The 14,920-nt window shown below is 74.2% G+C and carries 16 protein-coding genes and 2 pseudogenes; 8 read left to right on the top strand and 10 right to left on the bottom strand.

Features of this window, described 5'->3' with window-relative positions; translation table 11 throughout:
• Nucleotides 1–43: 43 nt before the first annotated feature.
• From AAFN69_RS13020 to AAFN69_RS13010, 3 genes and pseudogenes are all read right to left on the bottom strand, one after another.
• Nucleotides 44–496: pseudogene (locus AAFN69_RS13020) on the bottom strand (DUF6309 family protein); the annotation flags it as partial.
• A complete protein-coding gene (locus AAFN69_RS13015; protein ID WP_347728599.1) occupies nt 493–1,410 on the bottom strand; it encodes a phytanoyl-CoA dioxygenase family protein in 918 nt (305 codons plus the stop codon). The gene AAFN69_RS13015 and the pseudogene AAFN69_RS13020, both read right to left, overlap by 4 nt.
• A 287-nt stretch (nt 1,411–1,697) precedes the next feature.
• Nucleotides 1,698–3,380, bottom strand: a complete 1,683-nt coding sequence (locus tag AAFN69_RS13010; RefSeq protein ID WP_347728598.1) for a serine/threonine-protein kinase — start codon at nt 3,378–3,380, stop codon at nt 1,698–1,700.
• Nucleotides 3,381–4,042: 662 nt separating this feature from the next.
• Here AAFN69_RS13010 and dhaK point away from each other — a divergent pair.
• From dhaK to AAFN69_RS12970, 8 genes are all read left to right on the top strand, one after another.
• A complete protein-coding gene (dhaK, locus tag AAFN69_RS13005; RefSeq protein ID WP_347728597.1) occupies nt 4,043–5,035 on the top strand; it encodes a dihydroxyacetone kinase subunit DhaK in 993 nt (330 codons plus the stop codon).
• A gap of 56 nt (nt 5,036–5,091) precedes the next feature.
• Entirely contained in the window at nt 5,092–5,697 is a 606-nt protein-coding gene (gene dhaL, locus AAFN69_RS13000) for a dihydroxyacetone kinase subunit DhaL (RefSeq protein ID WP_347728596.1), read from the top strand.
• Nucleotides 5,694–6,104 carry a PTS fructose transporter subunit IIA gene (locus AAFN69_RS12995; protein WP_347728595.1) on the top strand — a complete coding sequence of 137 codons (411 nt, stop codon included), beginning with the start codon at nt 5,694–5,696 and terminating at the stop codon, nt 6,102–6,104. The genes dhaL and AAFN69_RS12995 overlap by 4 nt, the downstream gene beginning before the upstream one ends.
• 279 nt (nt 6,105–6,383) lie before the next feature.
• A complete protein-coding gene (locus AAFN69_RS12990; protein WP_347728594.1) occupies nt 6,384–7,226 on the top strand; it encodes a hypothetical protein in 843 nt (280 codons plus the stop codon).
• Between the two features lie 19 nt (nt 7,227–7,245).
• Nucleotides 7,246–7,890, top strand: coding sequence for a class F sortase (locus AAFN69_RS12985; RefSeq protein ID WP_347728593.1), 645 nt, complete (start codon nt 7,246–7,248; stop codon nt 7,888–7,890).
• A 314-nt stretch (nt 7,891–8,204) separates the two neighbouring features.
• Nucleotides 8,205–8,420: a hypothetical protein gene (locus tag AAFN69_RS12980; protein ID WP_347728592.1), complete on the top strand. Its 216-nt coding sequence runs from the start codon at nt 8,205–8,207 to the stop codon at nt 8,418–8,420.
• Nucleotides 8,421–8,825: 405 nt separating this feature from the next.
• Nucleotides 8,826–9,608, top strand: a complete 783-nt coding sequence (gene nagB, locus AAFN69_RS12975) for a glucosamine-6-phosphate deaminase (RefSeq protein WP_347728591.1) — start codon at nt 8,826–8,828, stop codon at nt 9,606–9,608.
• Between the two features lie 235 nt (nt 9,609–9,843).
• Nucleotides 9,844–11,112 (top strand): globin domain-containing protein, encoded by a 1,269-nt coding sequence (locus tag AAFN69_RS12970; protein WP_347728590.1) that lies wholly within the window; start codon nt 9,844–9,846, stop codon nt 11,110–11,112.
• Between the two features lie 38 nt (nt 11,113–11,150).
• Here the strand turns inward: AAFN69_RS12970 and AAFN69_RS12965 are convergent, their stop codons facing one another.
• From AAFN69_RS12965 to AAFN69_RS12935, 7 genes and pseudogenes are all read right to left on the bottom strand, one after another.
• On the bottom strand, nt 11,151–11,549 hold the full coding sequence (locus tag AAFN69_RS12965; protein WP_347728589.1) for a hypothetical protein: 399 nt from the start codon (nt 11,547–11,549) through the stop codon (nt 11,151–11,153).
• A gap of 226 nt (nt 11,550–11,775) precedes the next feature.
• Nucleotides 11,776–12,096 carry a hypothetical protein gene (locus tag AAFN69_RS12960; RefSeq protein ID WP_347728588.1) on the bottom strand — a complete coding sequence of 107 codons (321 nt, stop codon included), beginning with the start codon at nt 12,094–12,096 and terminating at the stop codon, nt 11,776–11,778.
• A 45-nt stretch (nt 12,097–12,141) separates the two neighbouring features.
• Complete coding sequence (locus AAFN69_RS12955) at nt 12,142–12,387, bottom strand: WhiB family transcriptional regulator (RefSeq protein WP_347728587.1); 246 nt, start codon at nt 12,385–12,387, stop codon at nt 12,142–12,144.
• A 236-nt stretch (nt 12,388–12,623) separates the two neighbouring features.
• Nucleotides 12,624–12,959, bottom strand: coding sequence for a DUF6629 family protein (locus tag AAFN69_RS12950; protein WP_347728905.1), 336 nt, complete (start codon nt 12,957–12,959; stop codon nt 12,624–12,626).
• A gap of 106 nt (nt 12,960–13,065) precedes the next feature.
• Nucleotides 13,066–13,278: pseudogene (locus AAFN69_RS12945) on the bottom strand (DUF6629 family protein); the annotation flags it as partial.
• 89 nt (nt 13,279–13,367) lie between these two features.
• Nucleotides 13,368–14,159, bottom strand: a complete 792-nt coding sequence (locus AAFN69_RS12940; RefSeq protein ID WP_347728586.1) for a carbon-nitrogen hydrolase family protein — start codon at nt 14,157–14,159, stop codon at nt 13,368–13,370.
• A 242-nt stretch (nt 14,160–14,401) separates the two neighbouring features.
• Nucleotides 14,402–14,782: a VOC family protein gene (locus AAFN69_RS12935; protein WP_347728585.1), complete on the bottom strand. Its 381-nt coding sequence runs from the start codon at nt 14,780–14,782 to the stop codon at nt 14,402–14,404.
• Between the last annotated feature and the right edge of the window lie 138 nt (nt 14,783–14,920).

The raw sequence follows: 14,920 nt of genomic DNA, 5'->3' as shown, positions 1-14,920 counted from the left end.
CGGTGATCCGGGTGTTCCCGGTGATCCGCCCGGCCCTCGCCCAGGCCAGCATCCGGTGCAGTCCGTCGAGGTGGATCAGCCCTTCCCGCACTTCCAGAGCCTCGTAGTCGACCCCGGGCGCGGCACGGGTACTGAGATGAAGAGGGCGGAGCGGGGCGCCGGCCTGGCGGTCCAGTTTGTGCGCGCAGAGCGGATTGGACTCGGCGTACGCGGCGCCCAGCGCGCGCAGCCGGGCCACCGCGGCGGCGACGGTGAGACCGGTCGGGGGGATGAGTTCGACCGTGCCGTCCTCGCCGAGGTGCCAGGGCAGGACGATCCCGAGGAGGTCCCGGCGGTCGAGCAGCACCCGGTACCAGTGGCCGAGGGTCCGCTGGGCGTCGTGGATGTGTTCCGACGCCTCGTCGTTGGTGTTGGCCTCGTCGCCGGGGTCGAACGGATGGTCCCGGGCGAACTCCCGCAGCACCGCGTCGAACGGAACGGGACCGAGCACTCTCATGGATGGGGCTGCCTCTCGGTGTCGCGGTCGGCCGGGGCCGTGGGCGGGCGGCGGGGACCGGCCCCGGCCGCACGGGAGGGTCCGCCGGGCGGCGCGGCGGGTTGGACGGCGCGGTGCCGGTACTCGGTGAAGTGGGCCTCGCGGAAGAGGTCGGGCCACTCGCCCCGGTCCAGTCGCCGTGCGCGTCCGGCGGCCAGCAGATGCCGCCAGTAGGGTTTGACCGGAGGCCATTTCCTGCCGGTCTGGCAGTAGGAACCGTCGATCATATAGCGGGGGCCGGACGCCCGCGGCACGCCTTCGCCGGACGCGGGCGCGGCGCGGCGGGCGTGGAAGAGCGCGGAGTGCAGCAGCACGGTGGATCCCGGCGGCAGTCTGTCGAGCAGCACCTCCCCCGGCAGTTCGGCCGTCCCGAAATGCGCGAGGGCGGTCTTGTCGGCGATGTCACGGTGGGATCCGGGGAGTATCGCGAGACCGCCCATACCGGGCTCCAGACCGCCGATGTAGTGCAGGGCGTGCGCCATCGCATGGACCCGGTCGAGCTGCGGATACTGCTCGTAGTCGTGGTGCCAGCTCTTGCCGGGACCGTCCGGGGGGCGCCGGTCGCTGTGGAGATGGTGGAAGACGAAGGAGGGGCCGAGCAGCCCGGCGAGCAGCCGCAGCAGCGGCGGGTGGGCGGCGAGTTCACCGTGCGCGGGTAACTGGAGCTCGACCAGGGGCGGCGGACCGTCCGTGTCGGGGGCGAGGCAGGCGTCGATGGAGCGGCGGCGCAGTCCGGTGTCGACCCAGTGGTCGACCTCCGGTTTGAGGCGGGCGACGAGGTCCGGGGGGAGGAATCCGGGGAGTACGAGGTATCCCTGCCCGCGAAAGCGGTCGATATCGCCGCTTCCGCATGTCATGGCGGTGTGCTCGCTCATGGAACAAAGCCCTCCTGCGTAACGGTGTGCCCCTCGGGCGAAATGGAGACCGTGCGCGCATTCCCTGCCGGTTTCCCGGGCCGGGTGTGGCCGGAGAAACAGAAGTGAGGTTCGAGCACAGCGGACGGCAGAGCCCGAACGGCCGCTGTGCGAATTTTCCCTGAACGAGAGAGAAAGCTATCCGGCCGGTCCCCTCCGCGCATCCGCGGCGGGGACAATGGCCGGAGTACACCGCATGGCCGAAAGAGCCGGGATTTCCCCGGGGCGCCCCGGCCGGGCGCACCGCGTCAGGAATCCGCCGGTGTCACCCTGGTGACCTTGCCCTGGAGATCGGCCTCCAGATAACCGCCGCCGTACTCGTCGGAGAAGTAGACGGCGAAGCCCGCCTCGGTGCCGAAGATGTCATTCGGCTGTCTGATCACCAGATAGCGCGAGGTGGGGTCCTTCACCTTCAGGTCCTTCGCCGCCCGGGTCATCAGCGCGGGCAGCAGATCCCAGTCGAAGCTGTCGATGTTCACCGGAAGCCGGCCTCCGGCGAGCGTTCCGCTGATCGGACCTCGGGAGACGCCCTGGCCCACTCGGTAGGTGTAGCTGTCGTACTTCTTGTCGCTCCCCTTCACCATGGCATCGGCGGAGACATATTCCGGGTAGACGACGAATCTGCCCACCCGGCCGGTGCCCATCTCCGCCTTCATCTCGCGGACGGCCACCCGGATACCGGCCGGCGTCAGCAGATCCTCGCCCGCCTCTTCCGCCTTGTCGTCCGTTTCCCTCGCCTTGTCGTCCGCCGCCGGTTCCGCGTCCGGCTGCGGCCCCGAGCCGCCGGGGGTCCGCGAGGCGGTCCGGTCGGCGGCCCCGGACGGGAGACCGGAGTCGTTCCTGTCGGGCAGCACCGCCCAGATCAGTACGCCCGTCAGCGCCACACCGAGGACGGCGGAGCCGATGGCGGCGGGGCGGCGGCGTCCCGGCAGCCGCCCGGGAGCGGAGCCGGCCGCCACGGGTGCGGTGGTGCGCGGATCGGGGCCCCGGGGCGGGCCGGCGGGCGGTGCGTCCAGCGGCGGCCCGGCGGGCGGGACGCGCGGCGGGGTCAGATGGTAGGAGGTCGCCTCGGGAGCCGCGGCCGGGGGTCCCTGCCCGGCGGCAGCGGCCAGCATGCGGTCCATGGTCTGCGGGTCCGGCCGCGCGGCCGGGTCCTTGGCCAGCGACGCGTTCAGCACGGCGGCGAGCGGGCCGGCCCGGAGCGGCGGCGGGAGTTCCTCGTTGAGGACCGCCGCGAGGGTCGCCAGGGTGGTCGCCCGGCGCAGCGGATGGCTGCCCTCCACGGCGACATAGAGCATCATCGCCAGCGACCACAGATCGGAGGCCGGTCCGCCGCTCTCGCCGCTGATGCGCTCGGGGGCCATGTAGTCGGGTGTGCCGATGATGGATCCGGTGGCGGTCAGCGCGGTCGATTCCCGGATGGCGGCGATGCCGAAGTCGGTGAGGACCGGGCGGCCGTCGGGCCGCAGCAGGACATTGGCGGGCTTCACATCGCGGTGCTGGATCCCGGCGTCGTGCGCGGCGCGCAGCGCGGAGAGCAGTTCCCTGCCGAGACGCGCGGCCCCGGCGGGGTCCATCGGCCCCCGGGCGAGCCGTTCGTGCAGCGACCCGCCGGTGACCAGCTCCATCACCAGCCAGGGGTAGGTGTCCTCGCCGCCGTCCACGACATGGTGGATGGTCACCACATTGGGATGGTCGACCCGCGCCAGCGCCCGCGCCTCCCGCAGCACCCGGGCGCGCAGCGTCCGCGCGGCCTCCGGGTCGTACTCGGCGAGCCCCGGATCGGCGGGGCGCACCTCCTTCAGCGCCACCGCCCGGTCCAGCACCAGATCGCGTGCGCGCCACACCAGACCCATACCGCCGCCGCCGAGCCGCGCCTCCAGCGCGAACCGCCCGTCGATGACTCTTCTTCCGCTGTCCCCACCACTCATGGCGTGGAGCTTAGAGGGTGTCCCGGGATGCCGTGTGAGGGCGGGCGGCCCCGGCAGCGAGCCGGGGCCGGCGGGCCTGACGGCCCTGTCGGCGTATCCGGACGGCGCACCGCCGGGCATGCGGTACGGATCCGGGACGGCGCCTCCCCCGTACGGAATCCGGACGCCGGGGTGCCGCCGGATCCGGGCGGTGAAGACCGGTGTGACGCGGTGACCCGGATTCCGGGGGCCGGGCCGCGCCCCCGGCCCACCGGGAGTCACGCGCGCACCTGATGGCCCGCGCCCGGCGGCGCCGTCACCCGTCCGGACGGCGTCATCGGCCCCCGGCATCCGGGCCAGGGCCTCTCCTCATGTCCCGCGCCCCCGCCCGGCGGCCCGCCTGGGCCGTCACGGCGGAACGGCGGCACTGTATGGCGAGCTCTCCCCCGCGAGGGGAGACTCACGCCTGATACTGGTTCGCGTGTTCGCGCCGGAGGATCCGACCCCGACCGGAGCAGCCCGGCACCTCATCAGGACGGAAGGACGGAAGGACGAACGGCGCCGGGCCGGCGCCGGCCGCGCGGGGACCCGGCGCGGTACGCCGGGAACACCGGCTCACCGCATCTGCTCCGGCCTGCGTCCACGCAGCTCGGAAGTCCGCCCTCCACCCCGAGGAGAGACAGTTGAGAATGCTCATCAACGTTCCCGAGACGGTTGTCGCCGATGCCCTGCGGGGGATGGCCGCCGCCCATCCCGAGCTGAGTGTGGATGTGGAGAACCGGGTCATCGTGCGCCGCGACGCGCCCGTCGCCGGGAAGGTGGGGCTGGTCTCGGGCGGCGGTTCGGGTCATGAGCCGCTGCACGGCGGGTTCGTGGGGCCCGGAATGCTCTCCGCCGCATGCCCCGGCGAGGTCTTCACCAGCCCGGTGCCCGATCAGATGGTGCGGGCCGCCGCGGCCGTCGACAGCGGTGAGGGGGTGCTCTTCGTCGTCAAGAACTACACCGGTGACGTCCTCAACTTCCGGATGGCCGCCGAGCTGGCCGAGGACGAGGGCGTTCAGGTCGCCACGGTGCTGGTCAACGACGATGTGGCGGTCACCGACAGCCTCTTCACGGCGGGCCGCCGGGGTACCGGGGCCACGCTCTTCGTGGAGAAGATCGCCGGGGCCGCCGCAGCGGAGGGGGCGCCGCTGGAGCGGGTGGCGGCCATCGCCCGGCAGGTGAACGACGTCTCCCGGAGTTTCGGGGTCGCGCTCGGCGCCGTCACCACCCCCGCGAAGGGCTCCCCCACCTTCGACCTTCCGGCCGGGGAGCTGGAGTTGGGCATCGGCATCCACGGCGAGCCGGGGCGGGAGCGGCGCGCGATGATGACCTCGCGGGAGATCGCCGACTTCGCGGTGAACGCCGTATTGGAGGACCGGCGACCGACCGGGCCCGTGCTGGTGCTCGTCAACGGCATGGGCGCCACTCCCCTGCTGGAGCTGTACGGGTTCAACGCCGAGGTCCAGCGGGTACTCGCCGAGCGCGGGGTGGTGGTCGCCCGTACGCTCGTCGGAAACTATGTGACCTCACTCGACATGGCGGGGTGCTCGGTGACCGTGTGCCAGGCCGACGAGGAACTGCTGCGGCTGTGGGACGCGCCGGTGCGCACCCCCGCGCTCCGCTGGGGATCCTGACCGCGCCCTCCGCGTACGCACGGCTCGTCCGGAACCGCCGACCGCAAGGAGTTGATGTGCTCGACACCGAGTTCTTCCGCCGCTGGCTCGCCGCCGCGACCGCCCTGATCGACCGTGAGGCCGGGCGGCTGACCGAGCTGGACTCGGCGATCGGCGACGCCGATCACGGCAGCAATCTCCAGCGCGGCTTCACCGCGGTCGCGGCGGCGCTCGACAAGGAGCCGCCGCAGAGCCCCGGCGCCGTGCTGACGCTCGCCGGACGGCAGCTGATCTCCTCGGTGGGCGGCGCGTCCGGGCCGCTGTACGGAACCCTGCTGCGGCGTACGGGGAAGGCGCTCGGCGACGCCGCCGAGGTGACGCCCGCCGAGCTCGCCGAGGCCCTGCGGGCGGGGGTGGCGGCGGTGGCGCAGCTGGGCGGGGCCCGGGCCGGGGACAAGACCATGCTGGACGCGCTGGAACCGGCGGTCGCCGCCCTGGGGGAGACCGCCGGCACCTTCGCGGCGGCCCGGGACGCCGCCGCGGCGGGGGCGCTCGCGACCGTGCCGCTCCAGGCCCGCAAGGGCAGGGCCAGTTATCTGGGCGAACGCAGTATCGGGCACCAGGATCCGGGCGCGACCTCGTCGGCGCTGCTGTTCGAGGCGCTCGCGGAGGCCGCCGGATGAGCGGGCCGGGGCCGGTGGGCATCGTCCTCGTCTCGCACAGCCGGGAGGTGGCCTCGGCCGTCGCCGACCTCGCCCGGGGGCTGACGGGCGGGGCCGCGACCGCCCCCGTCGCACCGGCGGGCGGCACCCCCGACGGCGGTCTCGGCACCAGCTCGGAGCTGATCGTCCGGGCGGCGGAGGCGGTCGACGGCGGCGCGGGGGTGGCCGTACTGGTCGATCTCGGCAGTGCCGTGCTGACGGTGAAGAGCCTGCTCGCCGAGGGCGACGAGCTGCCGGCGGGGACCCGGCTGGTGGACGCGCCGTTCCTGGAGGGCGCGATCGCCGCGGTGGTGACCGCGTCGGCGGGCGGCGACCTGGATTCGGTGGAAGCGGCGGCGGCCGAGGCGTACGGCTACCGGAAGGCATGACCACGGGTCCGGGGCGCGGGCGGGGCGGCGCACGGAGCCGGGCCCGACCGTCCCGTCCGGGCCGGGCCGGGGGTACGGCGTCCGGGGGGCCGGGGGTGACCGCGTCCGGGCCGGGGCGGTACGGCGTCCGGGCCGGGGCGGTACGGCGTCCGGGCCGGGGCGGTACGGCGTTCGGGCCGGGGCGGTACGGCGTTCGGCCCCCCATGAGTGGCAGGGGCACGGCCGCGCTCCTAGCGTCGGTCTCACTGTGGTGTGATTCCTACCTTCGGAGATCTGACCATGCGGGCCCTGAGTGGTGCGTCCCTCGCTGTCATCGGAACCGCCGCCGCGCTGTGTTTCGGCACTCCGTCCGCCGCGGCCGACGAGAAGCGGAACGAGGGCGCGGCGGCGGTCGCACCGGCCGCGGAGCACGCCGGGAGCACGGGCGGCCTGAAGAGGGACCCCGTGGGCGACGCCGCCGGGGACCCGCCCGCCGCCACGGCGGACGATCTGGCGGACGACCTCCCGGCCCCCGTCGCGGACGAGGAGACGGAAGCGGGGACGGCGGCGGACGGGGACACCGGCGAAGAGGGTGACGAGCGGGTGGACGAGGTCACGGGCGGGATCGCGGGCGGTGGGATCACCGGCCCGGCGGGGGAGGCCGAGGACGGAGCGGCCGGCCGGATCGACGGCAGCGATCTCACATCGTTCGACTTCACCGTCTCACCGCTGACCGTCGCGCCCGGCGGCACCGTGACCCTCAACGCGGCCGAGTGTGCCTCCCCCACCGTCACCGCGTCGTCCGGGGTGTTCGAGACCGTCACCCTCTCCGGGGGGCGGCCGGGCACGGCGCGGATCTTCGAGCATGCCGAGGCGGACACCGAGTACGACGTCACCTTCGACTGCAAGGGCGAGAAGGGGACGGCCAAGCTCTCGGTGAAGGGGTCCCGGCCGCCCGGTGAAGCCGGGAATCACACCACCCCGCAGCATCCGGTGAAGCCCGGCGGCGGGGTGAACGCGGGTGCCGGCGGCGATTCCGGCGGGCCGAGCGCGGCACAGATCACCGCCGGGAGTCTGCTGGTCGCGGGCGCCGTCGGCGGCGGCGGGCTGCTGCTGCGCCGCCGCGCCGAGGGCGGCGGCTGACCGGCCCGGGCGCGAGCTCATGGACCCGGACCGCACGACCGCCCGGCGCGGGGCCTGGTTCACCCTGCTCTGTGTCCTGCTGCTCGGGGTGTTCCTGCTGCGCGAGGGGCTGACGGGGACCGATGGACGGCCGCCCCAGGCCGCGCGCGCACCGGTCACGGCGCGGGACCGGACCGCCGCCGCGCTGCCGCCCGCGCCGGGCGCCCTCCGCCACTCCCCGCCCCGGCGGATCAGCGTGCCGTCCCTCGCCGTCGACGCGCCGCTGACGGCGGTGGGTCTGGCCGCCGACGGCTCCGTACAGGCACCGCCCCTGGCGAACCGGAATCTGGCCGGCTGGTACACCGGTGCCGCCGCGCCCGGTGAGCGGGGCACCTCGGTCATCGTCGGACATGTCGACAACACCACCGGTCCCTCGGTCTTCCATCTCCTCGGCTCGCTGGAGCGGGAGAGCCGCATCGGCGTCCTGCGGGAGGACGGCACCACTGCGGTCTTCGCCGTGTACGCGACCGAGGTGCACGCGCGCACGGACTTCCCCGCCGACCGGGTCTACCGCGACGGGCCGGAACCCGAGCTCCGGCTGATCACCTGCGGCGGCCGGTTCACCGCGCGGACCGGTTACGACGCCAATGTGGTGGTCTTCGCCAGACTGGTGGAGGTGCGCTGAGACGGCCGGCCGGCTCCGGGGGCACGGTCTCCGCGTGACATCCGGGCGGACCCAGCGGACGGCACCCCCGCCCACGCCCCCTGCCTCCTGCCGATGCCGCCGACCCCGACCCCGACCCCGACCCCGGCGAGTGGCGGCCGCCACCCTCACCGGAGTCGCGGTACGCCGGTGCCGGACTCCGCTGCGCGAGCGCCCGGTTCGGCGCCGGCCCGCGGGCGCCGCTCCCGGAGGCGGGCGCCGGCCCGGCCGGTCATGAGGACGGTGCCGGCGGGCGGACGGGTCCCGGCGGCACGCGTACTGGCAGACTGAGGGGCATGTCCGCTCCTCGCCGTCTCTGCCCGGTCTGCCGACGTGAAATCGCCGTCGTCGCGGGCCGCTTCGCCCGTCACGACCCGGCGGGCTCCCGTGCGGTGACCGAGCTGGTCTCCTGCCCCGGCTCGCTGCGCCACGCTCCGTACGACCCCGCCCTCCAGCCGACCCTGGACGGCGCGGTGGTCCCCTCCTTCCCCGGCCAGCTGCCGCTCTTCTGACCCGGCGGACACGCCGCGGGGCGGCGAGCCCGCCGGCGCCCGTGCGCATGTCCCCGGACCGCCGGCGCCCGGGCGCCCGTACGCGCGGATCCGGACCGTCCGGCCGGGCGCGGACGGAATCCCGAGGCGCCGCGCCCGCGCACCGTCACCACACCCCGGCCCACCGCGCCCCGGCCCCGCGGGCCCGGCCCCGGCCCGTCGCGGGCCGGCGGACCGTTCACGTCCTCCGGCCGGTGCCGCCACCCGGCACCGGGCGGGAAGCGCCGCGACCACCGCGCCGTCCGGGGACAAGTCGCCAATCGCCGGGCGATCGGCGGACGACAGGCGACAGATACCCCACCCACCCGGTAGATTGGTCTACACCATTGCGCATACCGAGACGCACACACAGAGACAGGGATCTTCGTGGAAGTTGTCATCGTTCCGGACTCCGCCGCCGGCGGCGAGCTCATCGCCGAGGCCATGGCCGATCTGCTGCGCCGCAAGCCCGACGCCCTGCTGGGGGTGGCGACCGGGTCGACCCCGCTCCCGATCTACGAAGCCCTCGCCGCCAAGGTGCGCACCGGTGCGGTGGACGCCTCCCGCGCCCGGATATGCCAGCTCGACGAGTACGTGGGGCTGCCCGCGGGCCACCCCGAGTCCTACCGTTCCGTGGTGCTCCGCGAGGTCGTCGAGCCCCTCGGGCTGACCGAGTCCTCCTTCATCGGCCCGGACGGCGGCGCCGAGGACGTGGCGGCGGCCTGTGCGGCATACGACGCCGCGCTCTCCGAGGCCGGCGGTGTCGACCTCCAGCTGCTCGGTATCGGCACCGACGGACACATCGGCTTCAACGAGCCCTGTTCCTCGCTCGCCTCCCGCACCCGGATCAAGACCCTCACCCAGCAGACCCGCACCGACAACGCGCGGTTCTTCGACAGCCTCGACGAGGTCCCCCACCATGTGATCACCCAGGGGATCGGGACCATCCTGGAGGCCCGTCACCTGGTGCTGCTGGCCACCGGCGAGTCGAAGGCCGACGCCGTGGCGATGGCCGTGGAGGGTCCGCTCTCGGCCCTGGTGCCGGCCTCCGCGCTGCAACTGCACCCGCATGCCACGGTCGTTGTCGACGAGGCCGCCGCCTCCCGGCTGAAGCTGGCCGACTACTTCCGGGCCACCTACGCGGCCAAGCCAGACTGGCAGGGCATCTGACCGTCCCGGTCACCGCACTCGTCCGCACCGCACGCGGTGCACGCCGGCCGGGTCCCGCCGCAGCGCGGGGCCCGGCCGTCATCGATCGCGAACCGGCCGGCGCACCATTCCGCTCCGGCCGAAACAAATCCGCTCCCAACGACTCGTTTCGACGCCCGAGTTGATACGGTGCGCCGTCATGGCACCGGTCGCGCGCCGAACTGACGCGCATACGTGCAGCCCCCGGGGGATCTTCATGGACGACGGCACCGCGCAGGACGCTCTGCTGGTCAGGGCGAGCCTGGAACGCGTCAGACGCCGGGCCAGTCATGTGGTCCGGTATTTCTACGCCTATTTGTTTAGACACCACCCGCATCTGCGCCCGCTGTTCCCCGCCCGCATGGAGGACCAGTACGAGCGGCTGTTCAGCGCGCTGGTCCATGTGGTGGACCACCTCGGACACCCCGGTCTCCCCGGCCGGCTGGAGCAGCTCGGCCGGGACCACCGGAAGTTCGGGGTCGTGGACGAGGACTACGCGGCGGTGGGCGAGAGCCTGCTCGCCGCCATCCGGCTGCACAGCCCGGGTGTCTGGGACAGCGCGACCGAGTCGGCCTGGATCCGGGTCTACGGGGACCTGGCCGGGCTGATGACGGACGGCGCCCGCCGGTCGGCCGCCGCGCGCGAGCCCGCCTGCTGGGAGGCGACGGTCGTGTCGCACCGGCTGCACGGCGACCACACCGCCGTGATCCGGGCCGCCGTCAGCACCCCGTACCCCTGGCTGCCGGGGCAGTACGCGACGGTCGAGCATCCGGAACTGCCGGGTGTCTGGCGGCCCTACTCGCTGGCGGGCGGCACGGCGCCGGACCGGACGGAGGTACTGGAATTCCATGTCGGCCGGGTCTCCGGCGGCCTGCTCAGCAATCTGCTCTGCGACGGCACCGGCCCCGGGCAGACCCTGCGCCTCGGCGGCGCCTCGGGATCGGCACTCGCCCCGCCGCCCGGCACCCCGGCGGTCACCCTGGTCGCCGCCGGCACCGGCTGGGCACCGGTGAAGTCGGTGCTCGCCGAGTTACTCTCCCGCAGGCCCGTGCCCCGGATCCGGGTCGACGCCGTGGCCAGGGGCGAGGCCCACTTCTACGACGGCGCCTCACTGGACGAACTCCTGCGCGACCATCCCTGTCTGAGCGCCTTCTGGTGGTATCAGGAGCGCGGTGAGGGAAAAACCCGGGCGGCGGACCGGCTCCACACCCATCTGCGCGGGCGCCGGGACTGGGCGGACGAGCAGGTCTATCTCTGCGGCCCGGTGATCTTCGTCCAGGAGACGGCCGAACTGCTCCACGCATACGGGCTCCCGGTGGATTCCCTGATCCGCGATCCGCAGCCGTCCTCCGTGAAGCCGCGCGGGCATGTCTCCCACGCGGAGGCGTTTCTCGACCCGGTGCCGGTGAACTGGATCGACCCGGACGCGCGCACCCGGCCACTGGAGACCCCGGTCACCATCGCCCCCGGCCCGCCGGGACCCTGAGGACCACCGGCCCCCCGGACACCGGCCCCGACCGCCGGTCAGGCGGTCCGCGATCCGGCCGGTTCGCGGTTCTCCAGGCGCAGCTGGACATCCTTCTCCTGGTCACCGGCGGCCATGCCCTCGTCATGGACGTCGAACACCTCCGCGAGCGCGGTGCGCAGCCGGTCCACCGCCCAGTAACCGCCCTGGATCTCCGCCTCGACGGGCGCGCCGAGCGACGCGGGACCGGCCGCGGATCCGCTGCCGGTGACCTCGAAGGTCGCCGTCCACACACTGGTGGTCCGGCCCTCGGTCACATACTGCGGCGCGTCCCCGGCCTCCCGGTCGGACGTGTACGCCCGGGCCAGCACCCGGAAGACGGTGTCGGCGTCCTCCCTGGAGGATCCGGCGATCGTGACCACGACCGGCTCGGCCGGCTGTGCGCTGCTGTCCGCCATCTCTCTCGCCTCTCCCATGGAACCGTCCGGACCCGCCGGTACGGGTGGTGCAGGTGTTACGAGTGGTACGGGTGGTGCCGCTGCCCCGCCGGACGATGGCGCCCGGACACCAGCCGGTCCCACCGGCCGTGCGGGCTCCGCGCCGGGGGGCTTCCCTCCAGGCTCACCCGGGGCGGGCCGCCGTGCACCTCGGCACGGCCGGGCGGCCGGGGCGGCCGGTCACGGATCAGCCGGACGGCTCATCGGGTACCGGCCGCTCGGGATGGACGGAGCCGCTGCGGGGCTCGCCGTCGCCGCCCGCGCCCGCTTCGTCGGGATCGGGCGCGTTCTCCCCCGAGGGCTCCCCCGAGGACTTCTCCGGATCCTTCCCGGACGACTCCCCGGAGGACTCCCCGGACGACTTTCCGGATGTCGCACCGGAGCTCTTGTCGGAGCTCCCCTCGGAAGCCGGCGGGCGCGGCACATCCAGCGGGTCGCTCCCGTCGCCCGCCTGCTGGTCGGGCGGATCCCGGGGAATGGGGTGATCGGAGTCGCCGGTCGGCGGCATGGTGTCCCTCCTTGTCGGTGATCAGGTGGCATACGGGTGTGCGGGTCAGTGACCGCCGGCCCCCGCGCTCGCGTACCGCACGGAACGGCGCTGGGTCGCGGGCACCCCGCCCCACACCCCGGCGCGCTGCCCGGTCCGGCCGGCCCACTCCAGACAGGCATCGGCGACCGGACAGCGGTCGCACACCTCCCGGGCGCGCGCCACCTGCTCCGCGCCGGGGCCGAGCGTGCTCACCGGGAAGAACAGCTCGGGGTCCTCGCTCACACAGGCCGCGTCCCGCTGCCATTCCATGGTGTCGCGGCCCGTCGCGGGTATCGGGCCTCGCGCCGGTCGGCTCCGCATCAGACCGACCCCCGTCCGGGCCTGCGGCGCCACCGGGCACACGGTCCCCGGTCACCTGCCGGTACGGGGGCCGGAGAACTGCCGGTCGCCATGGTTCCTCCCGAGTCGTGAACGCTCCGCTGTCGCGTCGGCTACCCGCTCGACCGGGAAGTAGCCGGGAAGAATCGGGATGGTTTCCCGGGGAGTCACCGGGCCGGGCCGCGCGCCCCTCCGGGAGGGTGCCCGGCCGGCCCGCGGTCCCGGCGCACCCAGCCGAGAAGGATCACGGAGGCGACGGCGGCGAGTGCGCACCAGGTGGAGACGAAGGCGGTCCGCCACAGCAGGGCGCAGACCACCGCCCCGGCACCCGTCACCGCGCCCAGGAGACGGAGCGGCGGATCCCCGGAGAGCAGCAGGGCACCCACCGTGGCGATCAGATAGCCGGTGATGATCAGTCCCGGCCGGGGCAGGTCCAGGAGATAGCCGACCGTACGGCCCCGGGGCTCCGCCGTGACGGTGCGGCCCGCGAGGCGGTACGCCAGGAAACCCGTCGTGACGAGCCCCGCGCCGAGCGGGACGGCGAGCCCGTCCCCGTACGGCCGGCGCGGCCGGGAGCAGGACGCCCAGCGGCACCCAGACGGGCAGCACCACCAGGGCGATCACCACCCAGGCGTCGGTCGCGGCCCCCGGCCCGCCGCCGTGGCGCCAGAGTGCCGATTCGATGATCTGATGCGCTCCCAGGAGCAGCGGCAGCACCGCGAGCGGCAGATCGCGGGCCCGCCGGACCCGGGCCGCGCAGACCACCCCGATCCCGCCGATGACGGTGCCCGCCACCAGATCCGCGGTCGCGCTCCAGCACATGGGGTCATTCCGGGGAGGAGGAAAGGGGTCGGTGAAGCCATAGCCCGGCGCGGTCCCGAATACACCTGTGCGCCGCCCGCACCCGTGCGTCAGAGCCTGCGGTTGGCCAGGACGGGAATGGTCCGGCGGATGGTGTCGACCTCGGTCGCGTCCACCTCGGCCAGCAGCAGCCCGGGACCGGCGGTCAGACGTTCGCGCACGGTCCCGTCCGGGCCGATCACCGCGCTGTGGCCGATGCCCGCCGGGGTGCCGGGCGCGATCTCCCGGCCGGACGCCACGGGATCGGCCTGGTCGACGGCGGCGACCCAGAGGGTGGCGTCGAGCGCGCGGGCCCGGGTGAGCAGTTCCCACTGCTCGCGTTTGCCGGGACCGTCGCCCCAGGAGGCGGGCAGCAGGGTGAGCGCGGCACCGGCGTCGGCATGGGCCCGGAAGAGCTCGGGGAAGCGGACGTCGTAGCAGGTGGCCAGGCCGATCCGGAGGCCGTCGACATCGATGGTGACGACCTCCGATCCGGGTGCGACGGTGGCGGATTCGGTGAAGCCGAAGGCATCGAAGAGATGGATCTTGTCATAGGCGGCCTCCACACCCGGCCCGGTGGCCAGCAGGGTGTTGGTCACCCGGCCGTCCGGGGCCGGGGTGAACATCCCGGCGACCACGACCACCCCGGTCTCCTCGGCGATCCGCCGGACCCCGGTCGCCCAGGGCCCGTCCAGCGGCTCCGCGAGCGGGGCGAGCCGGGTGCCGAAGCAGGCCATGGTGGCCTCGGGGAAGGCCACGACGCGGGCGCCGGAGTCCGCCGCGCGGTGCGCATCGGCCCGTACGACGGCGAGATTCCGCGCCGGGTCGGGGCCGGTGGTGATCTGGCTCAGGGCGATGCGCATGGATGTCCCCAGGGTTGTTCGGCGGTCCGGGCGGACCGGATGCCGGTGCCTTCGCGGTCCCGAGTCGAACGGAGCCCGCGTCTCTCCTGCCTTCCGCGCCACCCGCGCCGCCGTCCCGGACACCCGGGTACGCCGCGTGGCGCGATGGGCGGGCGGCAGAGGCGCGATGGCAGGGGCGAGGCTATACGGCGGGCACCGGCTCGCGCATGTGTACGGGCGGACGGTGCGGGGACGGCGGGGCGTCAGACCTCGCCGGCGGGGCGGCTCCCGGGCGGTTCGTGCAGGCCGAAGGGTGAGCCCTGGTCGTCGTGGCAGAAGACGAAGCGGCCGAAGCGGGCCAGGGTCTCCTCGGTCTCGCCGAGGTCCAGATCGTCGGCCGAGCCGCCGAGTTCGGCGACGCGCGCGAGTGCTGACGGCATGTCGTCGACCCGGAAGAAGAGATAGGGGGTGGCATGCGGATCGCCGCCGTGGACCCCGCCGGGGACACCGGGTGTGTGGATCGCGTAGCCGCCGCCCTCCGAGGAGCCGGGGGCGAAGGTCCAGCCGAAGAGCGAGCCGTAGAAGGTGCGGGCCTGTTCGTAGTCGGCGACGCCCAGTTCGAAGAAGGAGATCTCACCTGCCATAGCGGGTCCGCCTTCCAGGAGCCGAGCCGTGCGGTGGGGGCCGCTCCGCACCGGGTCGGAGCCGCGCCGGCCGGGTCCCCGTTCGCGGCGCGGGGGTCCGGAGGCCGTTTCGCACGGTAGCGGTGACCCGGGTGACGG

Origin of the sequence: Streptomyces sp. CAU 1734, from assembly GCF_039888735.1 — a bacterium.
GTDB lineage: Bacteria > Actinomycetota > Actinomycetes > Streptomycetales > Streptomycetaceae > Streptomyces.
Note: the sequence above shows the minus strand (reverse complement) of the source record. Positions and strands in the feature narration are given on the sequence as shown.